This is a genomic window from Cupriavidus sp. 22TCCZM01-5 (genome assembly GCF_057798915.1).
The window spans coordinates 13,066-37,869 of the sequence record NZ_JBYOJR010000016.1; the positions used below are offsets into that span (position 1 = coordinate 13,066).

Consider the following 24,804-nt stretch of genomic DNA (forward strand, 5'->3'; position numbering starts at 1 on the left):
ACAAATTATCGGAGACAGTCATGTACCAGGATCTCGCCCTCTACATAGATGGAGAATTCGTCAAGGGCGGTGGCCGGCAGGAGCAGGACGTGGTCAACCCGGCGACCCTGGAGGTGCTGGGGAAGTTGCCACACGCAACTCGCGGCGACCTCGACCGCGCGCTGGCCGCTGCGCAGCGTGCCTTTGAGAGTTGGAAGAAATCCTCACCAATGGAGCGCTCGAAGATCCTGCGCAGGGTGGGCGAACTGACCCGCGAGCGCGCTAGCGACATCGGCCGCAATATCACGCTGGACCAGGGCAAGCCGCTGGCCGAAGCCGTCGCCGAGGTGATGGGCTGTGCCGACCATGCCGAGTGGCACGCGGAAGAATGCCGCCGGATCTATGGGCGCGTGATCCCGCCTCGCCAGACGGGCGTACGCCAGATCGTGGTGCGAGACCCAGTGGGAGTGTGTGCCGCCTTCACGCCGTGGAATTTCCCATTCAACCAGGCCATTCGCAAGATAGTGGCTGCGGTAGGGGCGGGTTGTACGCTGATTCTCAAGGGCCCGGAGGACTCGCCGAGTGCCGTCGTGGCACTGGCACAGCTATTCCATGACGCGGGCTTGCCGCCTGGCGTGCTGAATATCGTATGGGGCGTGCCGGGCGAGGTCTCGACTTACCTGATCGAATCGCCGATTGTGCGCAAGATATCGTTTACCGGCTCGGTACCGATTGGCAAGCAACTCGCTGCGCTGGCCGGGGCGCAGATGAAACGCGTGACGATGGAATTGGGTGGTCACTCGCCGGTCCTGGTCTTCGATGACGCTGATATCGAGCCGGCCGCCGAGATGCTGGCGCGCTTCAAGTTGCGCAATGCGGGGCAGGTGTGCGTTTCGCCAACGCGCTTTTATGTGCAAGAGAAAGCCTACGACAAGTTCCTGGCCCGCTTTACCGAGGTATTCAGCTCGATCAAGGTGGGCAATGGTCTGGACGCCGGCACGCAAATGGGGCCGCTTGCGCATGGACGCCGTATTGCTTCCATGGAGCAGTTCCTGGAGGATGCCGACTATCGCGGCGGCAGGGTCGTAGCTGGTGGGGCCCGCATTGGCAGCGTCGGCAGAGGCCACTTCTTCGCGCCAACCGTAGTGACGGATCTCCCCGACGATGCAAGGCTTATGGTTGACGAGCCCTTCGGCCCGGTGGCACCGGTCACGCGTTTCACTGGGACGGCAGATGTGCTGCGTCGCGCCAATAGTCTGCCGTACGGCCTCGCCGCATACGTCTTCACCGGTTCGTTGAAGACCGCGACCGAAGTATCCAATGGACTCGAAGCTGGCATGGTCAGTATCAACCATTTCGGCGTGGCGCTCGCCGAGACCCCTTTCGGCGGCACTAAGGACTCCGGGATCGGCAGCGAAGGCGGCCAAGAAACGTTCGACGGCTACCTGGTGACCAAGTTCATCACCCAGATCTGATTGCCCCGGCCAGCAATGCGGGTGGGAAACGGCGGCTGAGTTCTCCGGCATATAATCGCCGGGCTTGCCATGTCATTAATGCGCGGGGGACTCGGATTGAACTTGAAGCGTCTAGAGCATTTGATTGCCGTAGCGGAAGAGGGATCGGTCGCGGGAGCGGCCCGCCGTGTTCACTTGACCCAGCCAGCGTTGACGCGCAGCATCCAGGCCCTTGAAACAGAGGTTGGCATGCAGTTGTGCGATCGTGGTACTCGTGGCGTCACACTCACCGCTGTGGGGCAGATGGTCGTCGAGCGCGCGAAGCGCATCATGTTCGAGACGCGTTGCCTGACTCGTGATCTGACCCTTCTGCGTGAGCATGTGATCGGCAATGTCCAATTCGGACTTGGCCCGTTTCCCGCTGCAACGTTGCTGGCGGACACCCTACGGACGCTCCATGCCGAGTGGCCGCAGTTGCAGGTTGCGGCGGAGGTCAACAGTCCGCCCGCGCTCCTGGCTGCTTTGCAGGCAGAGTCGCTCGATTTCGTTATTGTCGAACGCCGCACCGTTCCGCAAAGTGAGGATTTTGCGGTGCACCGTTTGCGGCCGGAGGGAGCAGGTTTCTTTGTCCGTCCATCACATCCCCTTCGTAACAGTAGTCGAATCACGCCATTACAGTTGCGCGAGGCCACGCTGATATCTGTGCCTTTTCCTGTCCGGGGTGCTGGCCCGCTACGAAAGCTTTTGGGCTGTCGTAGTGACGAAAGGCTTCCGCTGCAACTGGAAAGCAATGACTTTCATGCCCTAACGCTACTGGCCTGCCAGTCTGATGCGGTGCTGCTGGGGCCGGTCCGGGCACTGACCGCAGCAGTCGAGGCCGGCGCGCTTGTGCAATTGGAGATTGCGAGTGCCGATATGGTCATGGACTTCGATATTGTTCACCTGGCGCACCGTACGCTGTCGCCTGCCGCACAGCGAGCGATCGCGACAATCAATGCCTTGGCCTGAAATCCCATGCGTTGAGGCTTCCGACTAGTGGAATCGCCGTAGTTGACAACTGAGCGCGGCGTCCGTCAGGGGGCTGACAGCGGTCAATAGCTTGGTACCCGCGGTAATGCTGCAAATCGGTTATCTCGGCCATTGAAGGGCGGAGGCCGAATGACTCAAACTGGCAAGCGACCGCAAGCCGGCCACGCCCCCTAACTACACTTCGGTCTGCTCTGCCATTTCGAGTGCGTCGTCCACTTCAATGCCAAGGTAACGCACTGTGCTCTCAAGCTTGGTGTGCCCGAGAAGCAGTTGAGTACATACCCTTAGTCGGCGGAGCCGGAGCCAGACGTGAAGGAACCTCAAGGAGATGAGGATGTCATCTATCGCCGAAGCGCACCCGACATGGCATTCGAAACTCAGTCCGCCTTGATATCAAACGATTTGACGATCGTTGCGTTACGGTCGAACTCGACGCGCACGTCACTTGCCAGTCGGGCTGTGGGCTGATCGGGCATGGGCTCAAGGCCCACGGAAACCAACCGGTCACGGACCTTTGGCGTTGCTGCGGCCTTGGACACCGCCACGTGGATCTTCTCTGTCAGTTCAGGAGAAATCTTTGCAGAGACCACGACCCCGGTCCAGTTCCTGAACTCGATATCGGGGTAGCCCTGCTCCCCGAGCGTCGGCACACTTGGCAACTGAGGCCACCGCGTCTTCGACGCCACCCCGAATACCTTGATCTTGCTCGCCGCAATCAGAGGTTTGGATGTCACGACGCCATCGAACATAAGGGGGACCTGCCCCCCCATGACTTGGGTCAGTGCCGGCACAGAGCCGGGAAACGGCACATGCGCAAGATCCAGACCGGCTTCCTTGTTGAATATGGCGCCGGCGTATTGTGCAGCGGTGCCGGGGCCATACGATGCATAGCTCAGTTTCCCCGGATTCTCCTTTACCCAGGCGACAACGCCCTTCACGTCCTTGGCTGGTACGTGCGGCGCCCCTACAAACACCAGGACGCCGCGCGCGAGCGCAACAACAGGCTTCACGTCCTTCAGCGGATCGAAGCCGACGCTGAGCACATGGGGCACCTCCGTCAATATGTTGCTGGTCGTCAGCAGGATCGTCCGGCCGTCCGGCGCGGACGTGAGCATTGACTTGACGGCGATGGATCCGCCTGCACCCGGCTTGTTGTCCACCACTACCGGCTGGCCGATCTGGGCAGTCAGTTCATCGGCCACGATTCTTGCCACCGTGTCCATGGTGCCGCCGGGCGGGGCAGGCACGATCATGCGCACCGGCTTGTCGGTCCAGGCGAACGCGCCTTTCGCCCCGAGCGCCATGAAGAGGACGCAAGTCAAATACTTGCAGGTTTGATTCATGTGTCTGTCTCCGCCGTGAATCATGTACAAATATGTGGCTTCGCAAGGATTGCTGAGTCCCTTAACCGATTACGCTGAAGGCTACTCAATGCTCAAGATGGGTAATGGGACTTCAAACGCCCGAAGCTCCTGACGCGGCGCGTAGGCCCGAAGGGTCAGTTGGAAATGACCGGTCGGTGCCGGAAACCAGTTGCCTTTCCGGTCAGGCTCCTCCGGCATCCTGTGCTGGATGTATATGCGAATTGAATTGTCCGGCTCCTTCTGGAGGCCTACAGTTCGGTCCCCGATCGAGTGCCGGCCGATCGAGTTCTCCACGAAAAACTTTCGTCCATCCGGCGTCGGTTCATAGAGCGACAACGACCAGAATGCGTCTACGGGAACGCCCTGAGGGGAGATAGTCAGGCAGTAGTTGTTCGTGCCATGCAGTGACTGACCGTCGTCGTCGGTCGTTCGACCCATGTAGATGGCCTCGACTGGCGGCAATGCACCCAAGCCCCCGAGAGCGACTGCGGCTCGCCACTCATAGCAATCATTCTCGTGTTCAGACTCATCGCGTACCCACCAGCCCTGGACGTTGCGCCGCCGGCTAAAGAAAGCAGCCTGGATGCGCCTGTGAGCGCTTTCCATGCCTGCTTGCCACGCATGCCGGGTTGCCTCGGGCAAACCGGTCCATGGATCGTACGCGCCCGGCAAAATCCCCACCGCCCCGATTCGCGACAGGATGGCCGCATCCTCCGCTGGTGGCGGATTGCGTTCAAGCTGTTCGGCAACCACAGCCAGGAAGTTGGCGGGATCCATCGAGTCTGTCGGCTCTGCGACGGGGCCGGGCACGGGCCTGCACGGGGTCACTGACAGACAGTCCTGCATCGCATTAGCGGCCCCGAGGTCGTCGTCACCATGGACGATCCACCGCGCAAGCAGCCAAACGTCATTGCCAGGTGCATGTATCACTCGCCCCGCAATCGGCTCGTCATGATCGTTGGGACAGGCAAGCGTCACTGTGACCGGCCCGGGCCCTTCAAGGCGCTGTCCAAGCAGTACGAAGTTGTTTGTGAATGCATCCATGAACGCGATCGACCAGTACCGATCGGGTGGGAGCGCGTCCACGGTGACCCGGACGGGGCCGCCCGACAAGTCAAGCCACGCCCGCGAATACAGCGTGTCGTTATTCGGGGTCGTAATCCAGTTGCACTGGTTATCGGCAAGCCTGCGGTCGTGGCAAACGGTGTTTGGCGCAATGCCGGGCTGCCCCATCCAGCCAGTGGTGTCCCGATATCGTGTTCTGGCCACCTCATAAAGCGGGAACCCGTAGGCAAATGCCTCGGCGATCGTGGCTTCGAGATCCTGCATCATGCGCTCCCCTTTCCGGGTGCGGCATCCGGATGCTCTGCGACCAACAGATCGCGCCGTCGCTCCCGGCTGGACCTGGCGACATGATTGAAGATGCCCCGGGTCATTGTCGCCGCCTCGTTGCTCGAACGCGCTGCGTAGATCCTTGCCCGGACCCGATGCGCGGCCTCCGATCCAGGCTCCGCCAGAATGGCCAGCTCCACCAGGTGACACGCCATCCGGAGATCGCTCTCGGCTTCGAGTTCTGCAACACGCTCGAGGACCCTGGTCACGCCACCAGACAACGCAATCCATTCACGGGCTTGCTGGTGCCGAGGCGCTGGAAGGAGGCCATCGGGCTCACCATCCCACCAGCCGCCGTAGCGACGCCAGACATTGCGCACCAGGAACTGGGGGTGGTCATAGATGGGCTTCAGGTAGGGCTTGTTTGCCAGGTGCGCAGGAGGTGAGACGCGATGGATGACGTCATCCAACGGCAAGCCTTGATTCATCAGGGCGAGCGTCTGCCGTTCGATCGACTCCAGGTACTCGGCGGTATCGAGCAGTGCCTCCCTGACCCGCGTCGAGCCGAAGATCGGCATGCCGTGGCCGCAGATCATCACGTCAGGCTGGCACCCCACCATCTCGCGCAAGGCAGTCGCCCACTCTTCGCAATAGCGCTGGACTTTCTGAGGATTGCCCGCATTGGGAACCGCCCAGATGAACAGGTCGCCAGGAAATAGCCAACGACGCTCTGGCACCCACACCCAGACATGATCGTCCGTTTCGCCCCGGGCATGCCGCAACTCGAAGGTCAACGCTCCGATCTTCAAAGTGAGAGCCCGGTCGAACGTCACGTCCGGATAGCGAAAATCCGTTGGACCCTTTGCCCGACCGAGCTGACGGCTAAACTGTCGCGCCTTGACGGCATCGATCCAGCCAGCCGTTTTCCGGTATCGGTCCAGATGCTGGGGCAGCAGCGAGTGTGCATACACAACCGGCGCGGCCCAGCCACGCTTTGCCGCTTCTTCGTCGAAGCGGCGCGTTGCCCAGATGTGGTCGAGATGGTGCTGGGAGAAGACGGCGGCAACCAGCGGAGTATCGGGGCGCCACGCCCGGACCGCTTCGAAAACGCGGTCCATGTCGCCGCGGGTACCGGCATCCAGCATGATGAGTCCCGCGCCGGTGTCAATCACCGTAATCGCCGCCACCCCTTTGAAATAGAGCAGGCCGGGTGCAAGTTCCTGGGCACCGGGATACGTCCCGGTAACAGGATGGTCGGTCTCGAGCAGATCGACCTGACCGTGCCAGTATTGCTCTGCGAGGGAAAGAAAATCAGTCTCAGTCATCTTGCCTGTCCAGGGGTTCCATTGGGCCACTTTGCACAGGTTGCGTTGGCGCGCTTCCTGGCGATCGGGTGTGGTCAATCTAGCCGAGGTACCATTCGAGAAATGCCACCTACGTGGCAAATCGCACTAGTACCTTCCCTTAGACGGAGGCGGACATGAAAGTACCTGCCAGGCCACCTTCCAGACGCTCATCGCCAAATATCAACGGCGTGGAGGTCTTGCCTGAGCATTCCCTTCTCGCCTTTCGCGAAATCGGCGTTCTGCGGCAATGGAGGCGGGGCCAGGTCTTGCATTGGGCGGGCGATCACGCCGAATCGATCCTGGCCGTGCAGAAGGGACTATTGCGCGTTTGCAGTCATGACTCCGCCGGGAACGAGAACATCCTTGCCTGGATCGAACCCGGCATGATCGGTGCCCTGGCACCGGTGATCGCCAACCAGCCTTTCAACTTCGACATCATTGCCGATCGTCAATGCGAGGTACTGCATATCCAGCGAGACCGGCTCCTGGAGTATCTTCGGCATGATTCGACGACAGCATTCGTCATCACCCTGATGCTCGCCAGCAGGTTGAACAATGTGCTGGAAATGTATAGCACGCAGACCTTCGAGGCACTTGCGGACAAGGTATGGGCTCGCCTTGTCCAGTTGGCAAGGCGGTCACCGCAGGGCAGTCCATCCACAATCTGTATCGAGGTGACGCAAGCGGACCTGGCGAGATCCGTTGGTGGTTCCCGCTATCGCGTGGGTCTCGAATTGAACCGGCTGGAGGCAACGGGAGTCATTGTTCTCTCGCGAGGCCGAATCGAGATCTCGCGCGAGCATATTGAGCGTCGTCCAATGAAAGGTTCGTAGTGCCTACGCTGACAGGACTGCGCGTTGTGAGTTCGCGAACGTTCCCCAGCTTCGCGTAGAAGTCCCCTTTGTAATGAGAGCAGCCACTCGAGTGGCTGAATCTTTCGATAGCGGATGGCAGAAAATGGCCGGGTGCGGCCCGACACCGAGCACAACCGAGCGGGTGGCTATCGGAAGCGGATGCTGCGCTTGTGGGATGCTCGGTGCGCCCTGACAGGATGCGCTATCGAAGAAGTCCTCAGTGCCTCGCACGCGCCCCCGTTTGCCCTGTGCGACACCGCGGCTGAGTGCCTGGACACGAATACAACGGGCTGCTGCTGTCCGCCAACATCGACCGCCTTTTCGACAGTGGCTTGATCGCCTTTCAGAATGATGGAACGGTGCTGCTCAAGGCCGAGGCTGGGCTGGCTGAACTTGTTAAAGCGGATCGCTTGCGATCCGTACACCCCCGGCACGCACCTTACCTCGCCTGGCACCGCAAACACTTCGGGTTCGAGTAGATCTTGGTGGTCTCACTTTCGCGAGACCAATTCGAAGCGGGTAACGGCATCACGCCCCCACGGCACTTGCCATCGAACGTGCCGCCGGCTAACCAGCGAGAAATTGTGCCCGGACTGCAAAATTTATGACAGAGATTGGTCGATAGACTTTAATAGTGCGGAGCTTGCTATGAAGGAATTTGCGGCAATTGATGTCGTTGGGCGGTCGCTCTCCCCAGGGCAGGCGGTTTCACGTTTGTGAAACGCCTGGTGAAGGTCTGGTCACCGGGTTGACCGCCGCCGCACAGGTTTCGCGGCCTATCGACTGCCGTGGCCGCCCGGCTCGATGCCGGGCGGTGCGATCTTCGGTTCTGTGCTCCGAATTTACGGCGCCACGACAAACACATCTCATTGCCGCAAGGGCCCAACGTCCAGCAGTTGTCGGAGACGCTCTACCCTGAGGTACGGCCGCCCGGCCACTGGCTTTCACGAGTCCTGAAGCGGCCGGTTCATCCAAGCGGTTACTCTAGCGGCTTCCCGATGCCTGGCTTCAGCGATTGAATCGCGGCGGCTGTTCCCTTTGTCCTTGCCTTGATTTCTTGTTCGACTTCGAACGTAGACGTCACGCCTACACATTCGAGATTCTTCTTAAGCCACGTCTCCGCCGTCTCCGACCCAGCATCACGCAGCGCGCGAAACAGGTCTCGTGACGGCGTACTCTTCGACGCGGCACCAATTTCTTCCATGTAGTGGGGCGCGGCGATCACGTGGAAGCGTTTCTCGGCATAGGGGCGGCCGTCCTCGTCTCTTGCGTCCGGGCTTAAGAGGCCTCGTTGGATGAGCTTGTTGAGTGACGCGATTTGCTTCATCTCTGTCACCCATGATGCGCCAAAGCTTACCTCATTGATCCGGTTCACAATCTGACGCGGTAGCTGGGGCGGACCTTTCTCCATGTGGAGGGGATTAATCAGGACAGTCAGGATGTCGTGCGCCTCTTGTTGAACAAGCGGCTTGAGGGCAGGGTTGGCCATATAGCCACCATCCCAATAGTATTCTTCTTCGATCTTCACCGGTTCGAACATCGTTGGGTAGCAGGCTGAAGCCATCAATACATCGACGGTGATATCCGTAGGCTTGAAAATCCGGAGCGCGGTTTTATTGACGTTCGTCGCCGAGACGAATAAATCGGGAGCTTGGTTATTGTGCTGCGTGATCGTCGCGAAATCCGGTATGAGCCGTGAGAGGATGGTGCGCAGCGGGTTCTTCACCCAAGGCGTCATGTATGGCGAGGTGGTTTGCTGAAGCATCCCTTGCCAGATGACGATCGGGTTGTAGTCGACGTTAAACTGCTGCGGCGAGTGAAGGCCGGATATCGGAAAGTTATGGAAGGGCGGAAACCAATAGGAGCTAGCACCGACGGACTCCCAAAGCTGTTCCAGGAGTTCCTTCGCCTTTGCTGGGCTCTCGTTCAGCCCACTTGTACAGGCCGCACCGTTCAAGGCGCCGCCGCTGGTTCCACTGATCCCGGTAATGAGCAGGTTGCCTTTGGCTACCTGGTCAAGCAGCCGGTTCAACACGCCCCACGTAAAGGCAGCATGGGCGCCGCCACCCTGCAGAGCCAAGCTGACGCGCTTCGGCTTGGTATTCGCCACCTTTGGCTCGTTCGAATGAGGCATCTTCGTCGCTCAGTTATGGATCACTGGAACAGCTCTGGTGGGACCGGCTGCTGGCAAACTCTTGAAAGAATAGATGCCCGAGGCCAGTCTACAAGACTGCATCTTGGCGTCCGTATGTGGGGCGGCGTACGGTAGTGGCAAAATGCAGGACGGGGGGACGCCTAAAGCTGGTAAGACGACTCGTCCGCAGATATTGCGACGGAGGGCGAATAGCAACTAATCTTCAAACGGTCGATCCGGTGCGGTGGTGTCCTCAGCCATTGTGCCTCTCCTTTTTCTTCTTGGGGCTGAGCGTTGCGCTGCCCGGTTGGGGGACGCTGCCCGCGCAGGCATAGACGGTATGTGCGACACCGCACGAATGACGCCACACCCCTACCTTGGGAGGGGTGTGAGGTTGTCAAAGCACTGAATGCACAGGGCGTCGAGGCTACCGGTGGTACGCCAAGCCAATATCGCGAGCTGATTCATGGCGAGTACGTACGCTGGAACAAGGTCGTCAAGGATACTGGCGCGACTGTTGATTTGGCGGGCGGGAGACCCTGATTTCCCTTCCGGACCCGGGCCTTCGGTACGCGACGTTCCCCGCCAACGGCGAGTTTCACAAATAGCGGCGCGAAGGCAGCTTTCTGCCGGGCCAGGCGCAGCGCTAGGCCCGTCAGAAATGATTAGAAGCGTCAGACGCCGCGCCCACGATGCCGCCGACGCTGAGCACGAGGTTCTCTTCAGACCGACGTTGGGGTGGTTCGAAGCGTCGTTGCTGATGGCGTTCACACCGGCCTCAAGGAACAGGCTGCCGCCGCGTCCGATCGGCGACGTATGCGAGAGGTGGGTAGTGGCCGACTTGAGGCGGCCGGGGGGAGGGCGCCGGTCGGCGCTACCCGACCCTTCTCGACCGGTCAGCCGATTGAGGGACATCGTCCGGGATGTTGCTATGAGTGTCATGACAGGCGTCGACGTCGTACCGCCACCAGAATGGTCGCTCGCGTCTGAAGACGCTGCCGCCGCGGTTTTATGAGCGAAACATGCCGGTGCGGGCTGGCACACAGTTGCCACCCCTAACTTCCATATCTATTGATAGGCTGAGGCGTTCCTCGTTTGTGATGCTATGACTCGGGCGAAAGGATAGGCAATGGCCGGGATACGCTTGCTGATGGGATTGGAGCTCCTCGGACTGTGCTCATTCGCATGGGCAGCAGAGTTGTCAGACGTGGATGCAGGCACCTATGAGTGGCTCAAGGGGGATCGCACCCCAACGGGCGTGCTCCAGAAATTCAGCCGCTGAGCAGCAGGCTTCATTTGCTTCCCCTTGACCAAGTTGCCCCCGATTGGAGCTTAGCCCCCGTTATGGCACCTGACCAAGCAACTGTCGTACCACCTGCTGTCTGCTCGCCCGATGTAACCGCCAGAGAAGATACGCACCTTAGCGCTCGCGTGCCAGCCAGAAGCTTGCAATGATCTGACGCGTCGTGGGGCTCATTGCAACCTCCCACAGTTCCAGTTGCGAGAACCACTGGTGGTGTGCAATTTCCTTGCTCGGCTTTGCAGCAGCAGATTTCCCCAATATTGGCGACGAAGACATGGGGCACAGTCGTTGCTGACTCAAACTGGCCGACCTCTGCCGTCGGCGCACCGTTTGAGGGCCGACGGCGGTCATCGGCGGCTGCCGACCCACAACGGCCTGTCATCTTGCTCCGAAGCGGACGCTCAACGATTGAAGTAACCGGCTCCGCCGGAGCGCGGAGGGCGGAGGGAACCCCCAAGCGCAGCTTGCGGGCGGCGTGCTGCGCACCGGCCGGCGGCCCTGTGGGAACTACTGCCAGACTGATCAGCTACAATTTAAACATTGACGCCAGTCAATGAATTTTCTTTCAATATGCAATTCAGTTGCAACATATTGGCGGCTTGGTCCGAGATTCCGACGTAATCGCCGGTCGTGATGCTTCGTCAACGCACCTTCGCAATTCTGCTGGCAATGCTGCTAGTCCTGTCCCAGTACCTGGGATCAGTGCACGTTGTTGCGCATTGTGTGTCGGAATTGGCACCGATCACTTTGACAGCATCCGACACGTCGCATGATCAGCAGCTACCTGGCGATCTGCACTGTGCACAGTGTCTGGCCTTTTCGACACTCGTTTCTGCCCTTCCCGCTGTGCCGCTGGCGATATTCACCATCGCCATTGAAACGCGGGTGGCGGGCCAGGCTCCGTTTATCATTTTCCTATCCGAGTCGATCCGCTGTTTCGATTCGCGTGCCCCACCTTCTCCACTCCTCTGAATTCTTTTGTCGCCGCTCGTATAACGCTGTCCGAGCGACCTTTCTCCTTTCGCTCGGAGGATCACGATGTTCAGGACTAGTGCTCTGGTGGCAGCGCTCGCTGCCGCCTATGGTTCGTTCGGCATTGCGCATGCAGCCGACGACCAGGACCTTGCGCAAATGCGCGAGGAAATTCGCCAAATGAAACAGGATTACGAAGCGCGCATTCAAGCTTTGGAAAAACGATTGCAGGCAGCGGAAACGCAAGCGGCACAGGTGCCCGCTCCCGGTGCCGCCTCCCCCGCTGCTTCCCCTTCGCCAGTCCCAGTCGTTGCAGCCGGGGGAGCATCACCGGCCGAGGGCGCACCGAACACGCCTGCGAGTAATACCAATGCCTTCAATCCCGCCATTTCGGCCATTCTCGGCGGCACCTACGCCAATCTTTCGCAAGACCCGAACAAATTCCGCTTGCAAGGCTTCATCCCCGCCGGCAAGGATATCGGCCCTGGCAGCCGCAGCTTCAGCCTCGGCGAATCTGAATTGACGCTCAGCGCGAACGTCGATCCGCACTTTGCCGGCGTATTGACCTTTTCAATCGCCGGCGACAACAGCGTGGACGTCGAGGAGGCCTACTTCCAGACCAAGAGCTTGTCGGATGGGCTCAATCTGCGAGGCGGCCGCATGCTTTCCGGTGTCGGTTATCTCAACAGCATCCACGCGCATGCGTGGGATTTCGTCGATGCACCACTCGTCTACCAGGCATTTCTCGGAGGCCAATACAAGACCGACGGCGTGCAATTGCGCTGGCTGGCACCGACCGAACGCTTCATCGAACTGGGAACGGAAGTCGGCAATGGTGGCGCGTTCCCCGGTAGTGCGCAGAACAAGAACGGTGCAGGCGCAGTCGCCGTGTTCGGCCATGTCGGTGATGACATTGGCGAAAGCGCAAGTTGGCGCGCCGGCCTGTCCTACGTGCACACCGGGGCAGCCAACCGAACCTACGACGACGTGAATAGCGCCGGCACCCCAGTCACCAACTCCTTCAACGGCCACGGAGATCTCTGGATGGTCGATGGCGTCTACAAGTGGGCACCAAACGGCAATTCCACGCAGACGAATTTCAAACTGCAAGGCGAGTACTTCCACCGCAGGGAAAACGGGACGCTGACTCACGACACGCTGGCGGCGGCAACGGGCCCGGCCACGAATAACTACTCAAGTGCGCAATCAGGCTGGTATCTGCAAGGCGTTTATCAATTCCGGCCAACGTGGCGCGTCGGCCTGCGCTACGACAAGCTGTATTCGGGTTCGCCATCCATCGGCCTCGTCAACAGCGGCACGCTGAGTTCCAGTGACTTCCCGCTGCTGTCTTCGTACAACCCCTCGCGTGCCACTGTCATGCTGGATTATTCGCCGTCCGAGTTCAGCCGTTTCCGCCTGCAATACGCGCGCGACAAGTCGCGTCCCGACGCGACCGACTACCAGATATTCCTTCAATACATCATGAGTTTGGGTGTGCACGGCGCCCACACTTTCTAGGAGCAGAGAATGAAAAAGACACTACTGAGCCTCGCGGCGTCACTCGTCATGTTGTTGGTTTTACCCGCGCATGCCACTGTCAACGTGTTGGCGTGTGAACCGGAATGGGCCTCCTTGGCATCCGAGATCGGTGGCGACAAGGTAAAGGCATCGAGTGCCACGACCGCGCTGCAAGACCCGCATCGGATCGAAGCACGGCCCAGCCTGATCGCAAGGACGCGCAATGCCGACCTGCTCGTTTGCACCGGCCTTGAGTTGGAAGTCGGCTGGCTACCTATCCTGCTGCAGCAATCCGGCAACGGCAAAATCGCGCCTGGCCAACCGGGCTATCTCGAGGTTGGCTCGCTGGTGCCGAAGTTGGAAATCCCAACACGACTCGATCGCAGCGAGGGCGATGTGCACGCCGCTGGCAACCCGCATATCCAGCAAGATCCGCGCAACATCGCACGCATCGCTGAAGTCCTGACGCTGCGCCTTGCGCAGATCGACTCCGCGAATGCGGCGTACTACCAGTCGCGCTACAAGGACTTCAGCACACGCTGGAACGGCGCGATCAGAAAATGGGAGCAGCAAGCCGCGCCGTTAAAAGGTGTCGCGGTAGTCGAGCATCACAAGAACATGGAATATCTGTTGAACTGGCTCGGTATGCGCGCAGTCGGCACGCTGGAACCGAAACCCGGTGTCGAACCGAGTGCAGCGCACCTGTCCGAACTGGTCAATCAACTGCAGCGCGACCCCGCAAAAATTGTAATGCGCGCCGCATACCAGGATGGCCGTGCGTCCGAATGGCTGTCCGACCATGCGCATATTCCGACAGTGGTTTTGCCCTTTACCGTCGGCGGTGACGACAAGGCCAAAGATTTATTCGGCTTGTTCGACGTCACGCTACAACGCCTGCTCGAGGGAGCCAAATGAATCTGGATGCCATTGACCTGAGCATCGTGGCGCCCGCCTTTCTGGCGGGACTGCTCGTTCTCATCACCCACGTTCCCCTCGGCGCGCAAGTCTTGAAGCGCGGTATCGTGTTCATCGATCTCGCGATTGCTCAAATCGCCGCACTCGGCGTGATACTCGCCGGCATGGTGGATATCGATCACGGATGGCAGGTACAAGTCGCAGCCGGCACCGCCGCAGTGTTGGGAGCCTTTCTGCTGACCTGGACCGAGAAGCGCTGGCCTGCCGTGCAAGAGGCGCAAATCGGCGTGCTGTTCGTATTGGCCGCCACCGGGGGATTGCTGCTTCTCGCACACAATCCGCATGGTGGCGAGCATTTACGAGATCTTCTCGCCGGGCAGATTCTGTGGGTACGCTATGACCAGCTTTGGGTCCCCGCCCTCGGCACGGCATTCATTACTGCACTCAATTTCTTGTTCAAGGAAAGGCTCGGCCGCCTAGGCTTTTACCTGATCTTCGCGGTGGCGGTCACTATCTCGGTGCAGCTAGTGGGGGTGTATCTCGTGTTTGCGAGCCTGATCGTTCCAAGTCTCGGTGTCAGAAACTACCGCAGCACGTCGCGCCTGTGGTGCGCCTATCTGATTGGTATTGCGGGTTATGCCGTTGGCTTGCTGATCTCGATGATGTTCGACCTTCCATCGGGCGCGCTCATCGTCTGGTGCCTTGCCCTCTTGGCGATTCTGGCGTATGCAGCGGGACCGGCGGACGGTGCTACCAAAGCAGGCGCTAATTCGCGATAGCGCTTGGGAGCTCGACAGCCGTCAACAACGCGAAATCGCGTTTAGGTATAAGAGGCGTGACGCTGTCTCACCTTATCGTCTTGATCAAGCAATATGGCCTGGGCGCCGTATTCGTACAGGTGTGAATCCGATCAACCTGCAAGTGACAGTCGTGAGGGTCGACGGCCGTCATCGGCGGCTGCCGACTGCGGATTCAACCGGTCAGTGCAGCAGCTTGTTGGAATCGTTCAGCCGGTGTATCGAAGTTTAGTGTCTTGCGCGGACGTTCATGAGCCGCCCGCCAGTCGTCATCGCGGCTACATCACTGGGAACAATGCCGTGGTAAGACTGAATACCCAAAAAGCTCGGGAACCGCGAACGGCCCAGCCCTCAGTAAACGACTATTAACGCGCAAGACTTGAGGTGACGGCAAGACTGCCCGGGCAGCCCACTTGTTATCACACGACGTGTCACGGTAGTGAGCCGTTTAGTCGTGAGATCACCTCGCCGGGAGTATTGACACCCAGCTCAGCCGGATCCCGGCCGCGAATCTGGAGCCGTCTCTGACCGACCCGTTGCTGTCCATCGACCCGGCCCGACCTCGATGGCCACTCCTAAGGGGTACAACGGTCATTCGTGCGCTTGGGTCGATCGGCAACTGCTCGGCCAAAGCGGTCCCGCTTTGCATGCAGCTCCTGCGCTTTCTTGTCACCATCGACGCTCCCTGCCGGATTCAGGGCCGGGCCAGTCCAGGCATCGCAAAACATCAGGCAAATCCAGTTCCACACGGAACTGACTTCCTTCTCTCTTGCGCAGCGGAAAATCGGGCTATCGCCTATAAACATTGTTCAACAAGATGTAGTGTTTTGTGCGAGAGCGTACATACGCCGCTTCATGACAGCATCTTTGATTGACCTGGTCGCAAGTGCGAAAGCAATAACCGTTCTGCAGGCGCGCATGGACGATCAACGCGTACAAGCGGGTGCAGGATCTGCAAGCGAAGTAAAGCGGCTCCGTTGCCGCAATGAGCCACCTACGTGACCACGGACGGAGTAACTCAGGAAGTTGTTGCGTTTTTTTACGTATAGCACTCCATAGGAGCGTATTTATGAGACAACTCAATCTCGTTGCGTCGGCGCTGTTCTCTGCCTGGCTGCTGGCTGCACCGCTCGCGTTCGCCCAAGGAGGAAATGTCGAGCAGCAAATCTCCGCGCTCTCAGATGAGATGATTCAGGCAAACCTGAAAGGCGACACCAACTTCTACCAAAAGTATTACGCTGACGACGCCACAATCGTCCACGGCAACGGCAAGCTGTTCACGAAGGATCAGGACATCGCGGATCTCAAGTCTGGCTCTCTAAAATACGAGTCAATTGACGTCCGAGAGAAAACAATACATGTGTATGGCGATACGGCGGTCGTTCACCTTCTGCTCACTTTCAAGGGGTCGCTTAGCGGCAAACCGTTCGATCCGATCGACCTCCGCAGAACAGTAGTTTGGGTCAACCAGAAAGGACACTGGAAGGTTGTCGCGTGGCAAGTGACGCGAGCAGAGAGCAAATAAGGTTCGGTAACGTACTCGGGCGGCTCACTCGTCTGGCCGGAAACTTCAAGGACAACTCGGTGGAGTTCGGGCTCAGGCGTTGCGGTGGGGTCACGGACGGCGCTTTAGCCGATGAAGCGACTAGCATCGCCGACCAGCGAAAGTCCGTTGGCTTGGCTGGAGCCGACGGTCGAACGACCGAGTGATCGCGCGGGCCTACGACGCTTCATGGCCGGGAAGAGACCGATTGCCCAGGCTCTCGGAGAACTCCGTGGCGACGGGCTGTAGCCGACCCATAGCGGGCGTTCCGCTTTGCACTAGACAATGGCCGATCTCAACGCATTACGGCCATCGGTCTACCGCTCTTACCCATAAACCCTTGCTCGTCCTGAACACGCGGCAAGGGCGCAGTTGAAACAATCGGCTATCCCTGAGGCCCGGCTCCCTGCTGCTTATTGATGAATATGGTAAGTCTTCACGATGTCGGCATTACGGTAATACTCCGTTCGAATTGCCTCGCTAAGTTCTTGGACGGTCTGTGATGGCATGGTATCGAAGCCGAGTTCGCGGATCTTGGCTTGCACTTTTGGCTCCGAGGCAGCCTTGTAGACTACATCGTGGATCCTTTGCATCAACTCGCCGGACATCTTGGCTGACACAAAGACGCCCCCCCAGTTGCCAAAGTTCATATCCGGATAACCTAGCTCGGCGAAGGTCGGAACCTGCGGAAGTTGGGCGGACCTCTGCTTGGAGGCCACCGCATAGGCGCGAACCTTGTCGGACCGAATCATCGGCAGGGAATTGACGATACCGTTATACATCAGCGGAATCTGGCCGCCGACCACCTGCGGCAGGGCCTGTGGCGACCCGGCAAATGGCACATGCTGCAAATCGAGTCCGGCTTTCTGATTCATGATTTCCCCAGCATAGTGCGAAATCGTGCCGGCGCTGTAGGACGCGTAGCTCATGGTGCCAGGATGAGCCTTGATGTATTGCACCAGGCTAGGAAAATCACGGGCCGGGAGATTTGGCGAACCGATCAGCACGGTGACAGATTTTGCCAATGCGGCCACAGGCTTCAAATCCTTCAGCGGGTCGAAGGAGACCTGCATTACATGCGGAATCTCCGTGATCACATTGGTTGTATTGATTAGGATCGTCTGCCCGTCGGGCGGTGCCGCCAGCAGGGCTTTCACTGCGATGTTGCCTGCGCCGCCTGGCTTGTTCTCTACTACAAAGGGCTGGCCCAGATCCGTCGCCAACTGTTGGGCCAAAATCCGCGCCACCAGGTCAAATGCCCCGCCTGCCGGGGTCGGTACCAGCACCTTCACAGGCCTGTCCGGCCATGCCGCCATGGCCGCGGGCACGACCAGGGACATTACCGCAGCAACTGCTGCTTTGCGTAGCATGGGGATACTTCTGCGACGATCCATTTGCAACTCCGTGGGATTCGTAACGTGGTAGGTACTAGGTGTGGCTTTCATTCGCCGCGACATCACGCAGCGCGACGCATGAGGCTGAAGCTCTGGGCGCTGGGGCCTGTATCGGGCATGCCTGCCAGGAACAATGCGAGAGGAATAACGTCGTCAACTTCCTTGAACCACTCGCCGGGGGGGATGACGGAGTTCCGGGTCATCTCCGTCTTGACCGGTCCCGGAATCAGTTCGTTGACGCTGATATTGTCTTCCCGCAACTCCATTGCCAGGGACTGGATGAGCATCCACAGGCCGCTCTTGGAGCAAGAGTAGGCGGAAATGCCATTTGGATTCGGCAGTTTGCGTTGCCCGGAGCCCATCATGATGATCTTGCCGCCGCCACGCTGACGCAGGTGGGGAATGGCCGCGTGCGCGGTATGGAAGGCGCCGGTCAGATTGATATCGATGGTCTTGCGCCAGAGTTCTGGATCGCACTCGGCAATCTTGCGCCGTTCGAGCGAGACCCCCGCGTTGGCGAACACAATATCAACGCCGCCAAACGCTTCAACGGCGCGCTGAAAGAGCGCTGAGACCGTTGCATATTTTTCCACGTCTACGGTATGTGCGATTGCTCGGCCACCCGCCTCCGTAATCAGCCGCGCTGTTTCGGCGATTTCAGCATCGCCTCGGGCGCTGCACACCACAGCCGCGCCGGCGCTGGCATACGCAAGCGCTATGGCGCGGCCGATTCCGCGGCTGGCCCCCGTAATCACTGCTACCTTGCCCTCGAGCAGGTTGGAATTCGTGTGGTTCATTCTCTGTCTCCTCGCGGTGCCGCTTTGAGGTGTGCGCCGCAGTCTGCGGGCCGATGATGTTGCCGTAACGCGTGAATCCCGCCGCGGCGTCGTGCTGTTTGGCGGATTTTCGACGAAAGCCGGTCTTGCTCGCGTAGCCAATCACGCCATGACTTGGCTCGCAACGTCAAACTCGGGCTTGGCGCGATTCGCCAATTTGTGGCGCTAACCGTTACGCGCTTGCTAGGAATCGCCCCGACAATCAACCTAGGCTCAGCTTTTCACTGCAAGGAGGAGAGGGACATGGAGTTGAAGGACAAGGTGGCGATCGTTACCGGTGGCGGTCAGGGAGGGGGTGAAGGCATTGCGCGGGTGCTGGCCCGTGAAGGCGCAAAGGTCGCTGTGGTCGACCTGAACCTTGAGGCCGCGCAACGCGTCGCATCTGCCATTGATCCGGAGGGCAAGCGGGCGATTGCCATCCAGGCCGACGTAACCAGCAAGGAAGACACGGAATCGATGGCCGCACAAACGCTGGAAGCGTTCGGCACCATCGACATTCTCGTGAACAACGCCGGCGTCGGTGGTGGGATCGCGCGAGTGGTGGACGTCCCAGTGGAAGCTTGGGACCGCGTGATGGACGTGAACGTCAAAGGTATTCTCTTTTGCTGCCAGGCGGTCGTTCCCACAATGAGCGAGCGTGGCAAGGGAAAGATCGTCAACATCGGGTCGATCGCCGGCCTGCGCATGGCATTCTTCAGCAGCGTGGAATACACCGCGTCAAAGCACGCCGTGTCGGGGCTCACCCAGCATCTCGCGTGGGAACTGGCTGACAAACGCATCAACGTGAACGCGGTTTGCCCCGGCGGCATCATGACGCCCGCCATCCAGGCATATGCATCACCTGAGAAGCGTGAAGCGCTGATCAAGCGTACGAAGCCCCTCGGCAGGTACTGTGAACCCGAGGAAATTGGCGAAGCGGTGTCGTTCCTCGCGAGTGATCGCGCTGACATGATCACGGGACAGTTACTTGCCGTCGACAGCGGCACGCTGACTGGCTATGGCGAGGATCTGCGCGCGGTTTTGCGTCAGAAGCTCGAGGAGAAGAGGACCGGCTGAGGTTCATGCTGCTCACCTGCGGCCCGAGATTTCCGGGGGGAAATATTCGGGCCACAAATTGCCACTGAATCGATCAGTATCCGATCTCGGCAGGGGCGCAGACGGCCGTCGAGCGTCCGATTTGGCAGAAGGTCAAGCGCCGACTATGGAAAGCGGTACTTGTTGGAGCGAGTCTCCTCGCCAGCGTCTTGGGGATTCGCCAAACTGCACTGTGAACCAGCGAGAGAAAGTACTGGCCTCGGAGAATCCAAGTAGCGTCGCGACTTGGGCGACTGGATATCGATGGTCCCCAAGATAGCGTCTGGCCAGATCGGACCGGACGTCATTGACTAGCGACGAGAATCCCTCCCCTTCCAGATCAAGCCGTCGCTGCAACGTACGCGGACTCATTCCGAGCTTCTGCCCAATCTGGTCGATGCCAGTCCGCCCCAGTGGCAAAAGCAGGTGGAGCGCACGACGCACATTGGATGCCGTTGAAACTTGCCTGCCTCGCGAATATTGGTCAAGAAGCTCTTTGGCGTAGCGTGAGAGGTTCACGTCGCCAAGGGGATTGGGGCGGTCCAGGTCTTGCCTGTCGACGATGATGCCGTCAAAGTCGCATCCGAAGTCGACTCTCGCGCCAAACACGCGATGGTGAATATGCAGAGACGCTGGCGCCGGATGCGAAAAATGTATGCTCCGCGGCTTCCCCTTCCCGCCAAGAATGGATTTCATCAGGCACAGGAAGTTGCCAACAAAAAGTTCGACAGGCTGCCTTCCAGGGTTCGGCCGCTCGGTGATCAGTTTCAGATGGACGATAGCGACATCGTCGAGCTCCTCGACGTGCACGGCCACAGACTCGCTCAGCAGATGGCGATACGTCTCCAACTGTCCCAGCGCGTGACGAAGCGTAGGCTGATGCTGCAACAACAGGCTGATAGGTCCGAAATCGGACAGCCGCCATGCCTCGGACATAAGCAGGCCCACGGAAGGGCAGCCTGACTTCTTTTCGGTGGACTCAAGCGCTGTTGCTAACCATGATTCCGGAACATGTAGATCGGGCGAAGAATCGCTCGACCAATCGGCTCCTGCATGACGAATCATGCGCTCAGGGTCGGCCCCCAAGGTGCGGGCAATCTCGAAGAACTTCACTAGAAGGGCACTACGAATCAGGGTGCTCATAGGTTCGTTGGTGCGAATCACTTCGCGATGGGATCGATCGTCGCTTTGGGGTGTGTTCACCGCGAAGCGAAGTAATGCGGCTACGCCATGCAGATCTACGGCGCCGTGCAATTCACGGGAAGTTATTCACATGGGACTCCGGTGTCAAGACTCCTATATAGGAGTTCGAGTAAACACCTAGCTCGGGGCAAATCGTCGTTCACATTATCTGCTTTGGATTGTGCTTGGTAGATAACGTCCGACCCGACTTAACCACACGTCTCCCGGGAAACATCGATATCCCGCCCACGGTGCGACGAGCCTGACGCGATTGGCCAAGTTGTGACGCTGCCCGTCATGTGACATCTGATGGAACTGCAGACAATCTCTAACCGTCAGGCCCGAGAGAGATGGCCTTGAATTTCCCGTCTCTCTACCGGCCCGGACGGTTTCCGCGGATAGCCGAACAGTGAGGCGTTCTGGGACACCTCTCGTGGTACGGCGCCAGGTGTCGATTGCCTGAAGCCCGGCGCCATGTGAACTCAAACACCACGGATCAGATGAGGAATCTTTCCAATGATCCAACACGCCAGGTACTTGCTGGCTGCCTAACCCCGTCACTCATTGAGGAATGAGACATGCATTTTCTAGATGACTCCCTGCATCCTGAGACTCAACAAAAGCTGGTGATCCAAGTTGCTCCCTATGGTCCGCAATACCTGCCGGGCGATTCCGAGGACATCCCAGTGACCCTGGACGAGCAGGTTCAGACGGCGGTGGACTGCTACAACGCCGGGGCTACTGTGCTGCACCTTCACGTGCGCGAAGCCGATGGCAAGGGATCGAAGCGTTTGTCGATGTTCAATGAAATGATCGGGCGCCTGCGCGAGGCAGTGCCCAAGATGATCATCCAGGTCGGTGGCTCCATTTCCTTCGCTCCCGAGAGCGAGGGTGAAGTGGCGAAGTGGCTGAACGACGATACGCGCCACATGCTGGCCGAGCTGAGCCCGGTTCCGGACCAGGTGACGGTGGCGATCAACACGAACCAGATGAACGTCATGGAAATGAAGACGCCGGACCTGTTGGCGGGTACGTCGCGGGCGGATCCGGTGTTGTACGAGGCGTATCGAAACATGCACGTTCCGGCCAATCCGTCGTGGGTGGAAGAGCATATCAAGCGCCTGGTGAACGCCGGCATCCAGCCGATGTTCATGACCGGAGACGTGGGGCAGTTCGAGACGCTGGAGCGGATGATTCGTCGCGGGGTGTACAAGGGTCCGGTGAACCTTTGCTGGAATGCACTGGGCGGCGGCTTTGATGGCCCGAACCCGCGCAACATGATGGAGTTCATCAACCGACTGCCCGATGGCGCGATCGCGAGTGTGTACACACTGGACCGCAACAACCTGCCGATCACTACGATGGCCATCGCGCTGGGCCTGCACGTGCGTTGCGGCAACGAAGACACGCTGTGGGGCCGCAAGCACGAACGCGTGACGTCCGTACAGCAGGTCGAAAAGCTCGTGCGCATCGCGCGGGAACTCTACCGCGAAGTCGCCAACGGCGACGAAGCGCGAGAGATCTACAAGCTCGGCGTGCAATACGAGACGACCGAGGAGACACTTGCGAAGAACGGCTTTCCACCTTCTCGCAAGCCGGGCGAGCGCGGCTTCACGCTCCACGCCTGAACTGACACCAGCCGGCACCGCGCACGAGTACCGTGTGGTGCCGAACTCCCAACACGGCGACAGAACAAACAAGGAGGTCCACTTGAGCCACAATGGATTTCTCGCCAAAGCTGGACTGGCGCTGCTCGCAGTCGTCGGCGCCACGATGTGCCTTTCAGCACCTGCGAATGCTGCCAATGAATGGCCCGGCGGCAAGGTAATTCGGATCGTGCTCGGCGCCCCTCCGGGAGGCGCGGCGGATATCCTGACGCGCCTGCTCACGGAAAGCCTCTCGCGCACACTGCATCAAACGGTGATCGTCGACTACAAGCCAGGTGCCAGCGGAGCGATCGCCGCTCACGACCTCATTTCATCGCCGGCAGATGGCTATACGTTCATGCTGATCCAGCGTGGCATCGTGACCGAGGTCCCACAGGCGATGAAGGTGTCCTATGACCCGTTCAAGGACCTGAAGCCGGTCGTCCAGGTGAGTCGGCAGGGCCTGCTGCTTGTGGGCAATCCGAATCTTCCGGCCAAGAGTCTGACTGAACTGATTGCCTACGTGAAGGCCAATCCGAAAAGGCTGAGCTGTGCGTCGCCTGGCTTCGGCGTTCGTCTGCACACCGCTGGTGTCCAGTTCGCCCAGTTGGCGGGGCTTGATATGAATTTTGTGGGCTATAAGGGTTCTCCGCCCGCGCTTCAGGATGTCATGGGCGGGCATGTTGAACTCATGGTGGACGGGCCTTCGACGTCGATTCCCTTCATCAAGTCCGGCAAGATTAGAGCGTTTGCTACCACGTATCCGGTTCGGATGGCGGCACTTCCGAATGTGCCCACGTTCAAGGAACTCGGCTTTCCAGCCCTGAGCGAAGTCAGTTGGTTCGGGCTCTGGGCAAGACCGGCCGTGCCGCAGGATATTCAGGACAAAGTCAGGAATGCCACGCTGCAATTCCTCAGTGCACCTGAGGTGAAGGGGAAGCTCGCAGAGTTGGGCCTGGAGCCAGGTCTGCCGCTCACCACCGAGGAACTGAATAAGGACATCCGCGAGGCCTATGAGCGCCACGGCAAGGTGTTGCGGTCGATCAACTTCACGCCAGAGTGAATCGGCCACGTCAAACCATACAGATTGGAGTACAAATGAAAGCAGTACGAATCATCCCAGGCGCCGAAGGTGGCCGGGCCGAGGTGCAAGACATCCCCGTTCCGAATCCCGGTCCCAACGAGGTGCTGGTTCGGGTCCGTGCATCGGGCCTCAACTATGGCGAGGTCAACTACATGCGCGAGCATCGGTCCGGCAATCCGATGACCGCTGGCGTCGAGTTTGCGGGCGAGGTCGTGCGTGTCGGCGATCAGGTGACTGTCTGGCGCGAGGGCGACCGCGTCATGGGTCATGGTCGCGGTTGCCACGCGCAGTACGTTGTCGCGGCAGACCTGGCGCTGATGCCGATTCCTCGTGATGTGTCGTGGGTCGATGCGGCGGCGTTCCCCAATGTCTTTATCACCGCCCATGACGCGCTGGTCACCAACGGCGAACTAAAGGCCGGCGAATCGGTGTTCATCAACGGCGCCTCGGGCGGCGTTGGCATGGCCGCGATAATGATTGCGTCGGCAATGGGCGCCAAGCCAATCATGGCCTCGTCACGATCGGCGGAAAAGCTGGAACGCCTGGTCGGTTTCGGAGTGGACGTAGGTATCAACGCGTCCAAGGACTCGCAAGTCGACGCCATCATGGCCGCGACCGACAATCGCGGTGTCGACATCATCATTGATACCATCGGTGGCTCGGTCTTTGAAGACCACGTCAAGAGTCTTGCCGTGAAGGGTCGTCTGGTCAATATTGCGCGATTGAGCGGGGAGCAGTATGGTCGGCTCGACATCAAGCTGCTTTGGCAGAATCGCCTGAAGCTGATCGGCGTCACGTTCCGTACGCGCACCGAGCAGGAACGCATCGAGTGCATCATGGCATGCGCACGGGATCTGCTGCCGTTCTTCAGTGAAGGCAAGCTGCGTCTGCCGATCGACCGCACATTCCAGATGGACGAGATCGCCGACGCCTACGCGTATATTGCGAAGAGCCAGCACATGGGCAAGATGGTGCTGATTGCCGACTAACTGCCTGTCTTAAAGAAAACTAACGACATCAGCTCCCGCCGCGCGGCCAGCAGGCGGAT

At 59.4% G+C, this 24,804-nt stretch carries 19 protein-coding genes and 1 pseudogene; 12 read left to right on the top strand and 8 right to left on the bottom strand.

Going from position 1 to position 24,804, the window contains the following annotated elements:
• The first annotated feature begins 20 nt into the window (after positions 1-20).
• A complete protein-coding gene (locus AC3FNH_RS16405; RefSeq protein ID WP_488720796.1) occupies positions 21-1,454 on the top strand; it encodes an NAD-dependent succinate-semialdehyde dehydrogenase in 1,434 nt (477 codons plus the stop codon).
• A 102-nt stretch (positions 1,455-1,556) separates the two neighbouring features.
• Positions 1,557-2,441, top strand: a complete 885-nt coding sequence (locus AC3FNH_RS16410) for a LysR family transcriptional regulator (protein ID WP_488720797.1) — start codon at positions 1,557-1,559, stop codon at positions 2,439-2,441.
• Positions 2,442-2,636: 195 nt separating this feature from the next.
• On the opposite strand, the pseudogene AC3FNH_RS16415 reads toward AC3FNH_RS16410, so the two are convergent.
• From AC3FNH_RS16415 to AC3FNH_RS16430, 4 genes and pseudogenes are all read right to left on the bottom strand, one after another.
• Positions 2,637-2,741, bottom strand: a pseudogene (locus AC3FNH_RS16415) (integrase); the annotation flags it as partial.
• 98 nt (positions 2,742-2,839) lie between these two features.
• Entirely contained in the window at positions 2,840-3,805 is a 966-nt protein-coding gene (locus tag AC3FNH_RS16420; protein WP_488720798.1) for a Bug family tripartite tricarboxylate transporter substrate binding protein, read from the bottom strand.
• A gap of 81 nt (positions 3,806-3,886) precedes the next feature.
• The gene (locus AC3FNH_RS16425) at positions 3,887-5,158 is read right to left on the bottom strand and encodes a DUF1254 domain-containing protein (protein ID WP_488720799.1); all 1,272 of its coding nucleotides are present in this window, start codon (positions 5,156-5,158) and stop codon (positions 3,887-3,889) included.
• A complete protein-coding gene (locus AC3FNH_RS16430; RefSeq protein WP_488720800.1) occupies positions 5,155-6,483 on the bottom strand; it encodes an alkyl sulfatase dimerization domain-containing protein in 1,329 nt (442 codons plus the stop codon). Before AC3FNH_RS16430 ends, AC3FNH_RS16425 begins: the two co-directional genes overlap by 4 nt.
• Before the next feature lie 155 nt (positions 6,484-6,638).
• On the opposite strand from AC3FNH_RS16430, the gene AC3FNH_RS16435 reads away from it, so the two are divergent.
• Both AC3FNH_RS16435 and AC3FNH_RS16440 read left to right on the top strand, forming a co-directional pair.
• Positions 6,639-7,337, top strand: a complete 699-nt coding sequence (locus AC3FNH_RS16435) for a Crp/Fnr family transcriptional regulator (protein WP_488720801.1) — start codon at positions 6,639-6,641, stop codon at positions 7,335-7,337.
• A gap of 287 nt (positions 7,338-7,624) precedes the next feature.
• The gene (locus AC3FNH_RS16440) at positions 7,625-7,837 is read left to right on the top strand and encodes an HNH endonuclease (RefSeq protein WP_488720802.1); all 213 of its coding nucleotides are present in this window, start codon (positions 7,625-7,627) and stop codon (positions 7,835-7,837) included.
• Positions 7,838-8,337: 500 nt separating this feature from the next.
• On the opposite strand, the gene AC3FNH_RS16445 is transcribed toward AC3FNH_RS16440, so the two are convergent.
• The gene (locus tag AC3FNH_RS16445; RefSeq protein ID WP_488720803.1) at positions 8,338-9,468 is read right to left on the bottom strand and encodes a patatin-like phospholipase family protein; all 1,131 of its coding nucleotides are present in this window, start codon (positions 9,466-9,468) and stop codon (positions 8,338-8,340) included.
• 2,386 nt (positions 9,469-11,854) lie between these two features.
• On the opposite strand from AC3FNH_RS16445, the gene AC3FNH_RS16450 reads away from it, so the two are divergent.
• From AC3FNH_RS16450 to AC3FNH_RS16465, 4 genes are all read left to right on the top strand, one after another.
• A complete protein-coding gene (locus tag AC3FNH_RS16450) occupies positions 11,855-13,285 on the top strand; it encodes a hypothetical protein (protein ID WP_488720804.1) in 1,431 nt (476 codons plus the stop codon).
• Between the two features lie 9 nt (positions 13,286-13,294).
• Positions 13,295-14,200 carry a metal ABC transporter substrate-binding protein gene (locus AC3FNH_RS16455; RefSeq protein ID WP_488720805.1) on the top strand — a complete coding sequence of 302 codons (906 nt, stop codon included), beginning with the start codon at positions 13,295-13,297 and terminating at the stop codon, positions 14,198-14,200.
• Complete coding sequence (locus AC3FNH_RS16460; RefSeq protein ID WP_488720806.1) at positions 14,197-14,979, top strand: metal ABC transporter permease; 783 nt, start codon at positions 14,197-14,199, stop codon at positions 14,977-14,979. Before AC3FNH_RS16455 ends, AC3FNH_RS16460 begins: the two co-directional genes overlap by 4 nt.
• A 1,087-nt stretch (positions 14,980-16,066) precedes the next feature.
• A complete protein-coding gene (locus tag AC3FNH_RS16465; RefSeq protein WP_488720807.1) occupies positions 16,067-16,522 on the top strand; it encodes a nuclear transport factor 2 family protein in 456 nt (151 codons plus the stop codon).
• Between the two features lie 431 nt (positions 16,523-16,953).
• Here AC3FNH_RS16465 and AC3FNH_RS16470 read toward each other — a convergent pair whose 3' ends face one another.
• Together AC3FNH_RS16470 and AC3FNH_RS16475 are read right to left on the bottom strand one after the other, a co-directional pair.
• Positions 16,954-17,910 carry a Bug family tripartite tricarboxylate transporter substrate binding protein gene (locus AC3FNH_RS16470; protein ID WP_488720808.1) on the bottom strand — a complete coding sequence of 319 codons (957 nt, stop codon included), beginning with the start codon at positions 17,908-17,910 and terminating at the stop codon, positions 16,954-16,956.
• An 86-nt stretch (positions 17,911-17,996) separates the two neighbouring features.
• Positions 17,997-18,731 (bottom strand): SDR family NAD(P)-dependent oxidoreductase, encoded by a 735-nt coding sequence (locus AC3FNH_RS16475; protein WP_488720809.1) that lies wholly within the window; start codon positions 18,729-18,731, stop codon positions 17,997-17,999.
• A gap of 282 nt (positions 18,732-19,013) precedes the next feature.
• On the opposite strand from AC3FNH_RS16475, the gene AC3FNH_RS16480 reads away from it, so the two are divergent.
• Positions 19,014-19,826 carry an SDR family NAD(P)-dependent oxidoreductase gene (locus tag AC3FNH_RS16480; protein ID WP_488720810.1) on the top strand — a complete coding sequence of 271 codons (813 nt, stop codon included), beginning with the start codon at positions 19,014-19,016 and terminating at the stop codon, positions 19,824-19,826.
• A 132-nt stretch (positions 19,827-19,958) separates the two neighbouring features.
• On the opposite strand, the gene AC3FNH_RS16485 is transcribed toward AC3FNH_RS16480, so the two are convergent.
• Complete coding sequence (locus AC3FNH_RS16485; RefSeq protein ID WP_488720811.1) at positions 19,959-20,987, bottom strand: AraC family transcriptional regulator; 1,029 nt, start codon at positions 20,985-20,987, stop codon at positions 19,959-19,961.
• A gap of 617 nt (positions 20,988-21,604) precedes the next feature.
• Between AC3FNH_RS16485 and AC3FNH_RS16490 the strand changes: the two genes are divergently transcribed.
• From AC3FNH_RS16490 to AC3FNH_RS16500, 3 genes are all read left to right on the top strand, one after another.
• The gene (locus tag AC3FNH_RS16490; protein ID WP_488720812.1) at positions 21,605-22,654 is read left to right on the top strand and encodes a beta-keto acid cleavage family enzyme; all 1,050 of its coding nucleotides are present in this window, start codon (positions 21,605-21,607) and stop codon (positions 22,652-22,654) included.
• Between the two features lie 82 nt (positions 22,655-22,736).
• Positions 22,737-23,735 carry a Bug family tripartite tricarboxylate transporter substrate binding protein gene (locus tag AC3FNH_RS16495; RefSeq protein ID WP_488720813.1) on the top strand — a complete coding sequence of 333 codons (999 nt, stop codon included), beginning with the start codon at positions 22,737-22,739 and terminating at the stop codon, positions 23,733-23,735.
• A 35-nt stretch (positions 23,736-23,770) separates the two neighbouring features.
• Positions 23,771-24,745, top strand: coding sequence for a quinone oxidoreductase family protein (locus tag AC3FNH_RS16500; protein ID WP_488720901.1), 975 nt, complete (start codon positions 23,771-23,773; stop codon positions 24,743-24,745).
• Positions 24,746-24,804: the final 59 nt, after the last annotated feature.

What these genes read in the sequence shown, in the direction of transcription:
- AC3FNH_RS16405 (WP_488720796.1), top strand. Translation starts at nt 21, where the DNA reads ATGTACCAGGATCTCGCCCTCTACATAGATGGAGAATTCGTCAAGGGC.
- AC3FNH_RS16420 (WP_488720798.1), bottom strand. Translation starts at nt 3,805, where the DNA reads ATGAATCAAACCTGCAAGTATTTGACTTGCGTCCTCTTCATGGCGCTC.
- AC3FNH_RS16425 (WP_488720799.1), bottom strand. Translation starts at nt 5,158, where the DNA reads ATGATGCAGGATCTCGAAGCCACGATCGCCGAGGCATTTGCCTACGGG.
- AC3FNH_RS16430 (WP_488720800.1), bottom strand. Translation starts at nt 6,483, where the DNA reads ATGACTGAGACTGATTTTCTTTCCCTCGCAGAGCAATACTGGCACGGT.
- AC3FNH_RS16435 (WP_488720801.1), top strand. Translation starts at nt 6,639, where the DNA reads ATGAAAGTACCTGCCAGGCCACCTTCCAGACGCTCATCGCCAAATATC.
- AC3FNH_RS16455 (WP_488720805.1), top strand. Translation starts at nt 13,295, where the DNA reads ATGAAAAAGACACTACTGAGCCTCGCGGCGTCACTCGTCATGTTGTTG.
- AC3FNH_RS16460 (WP_488720806.1), top strand. Translation starts at nt 14,197, where the DNA reads ATGAATCTGGATGCCATTGACCTGAGCATCGTGGCGCCCGCCTTTCTG.
- AC3FNH_RS16465 (WP_488720807.1), top strand. Translation starts at nt 16,067, where the DNA reads ATGAGACAACTCAATCTCGTTGCGTCGGCGCTGTTCTCTGCCTGGCTG.
- AC3FNH_RS16470 (WP_488720808.1), bottom strand. Translation starts at nt 17,910, where the DNA reads ATGCTACGCAAAGCAGCAGTTGCTGCGGTAATGTCCCTGGTCGTGCCC.
- AC3FNH_RS16475 (WP_488720809.1), bottom strand. Translation starts at nt 18,731, where the DNA reads ATGAACCACACGAATTCCAACCTGCTCGAGGGCAAGGTAGCAGTGATT.
- AC3FNH_RS16480 (WP_488720810.1), top strand. Translation starts at nt 19,014, where the DNA reads ATGGAGTTGAAGGACAAGGTGGCGATCGTTACCGGTGGCGGTCAGGGA.
- AC3FNH_RS16485 (WP_488720811.1), bottom strand. Translation starts at nt 20,987, where the DNA reads ATGAGCACCCTGATTCGTAGTGCCCTTCTAGTGAAGTTCTTCGAGATT.
- AC3FNH_RS16490 (WP_488720812.1), top strand. Translation starts at nt 21,605, where the DNA reads ATGCATTTTCTAGATGACTCCCTGCATCCTGAGACTCAACAAAAGCTG.
- AC3FNH_RS16500 (WP_488720901.1), top strand. Translation starts at nt 23,771, where the DNA reads ATGAAAGCAGTACGAATCATCCCAGGCGCCGAAGGTGGCCGGGCCGAG.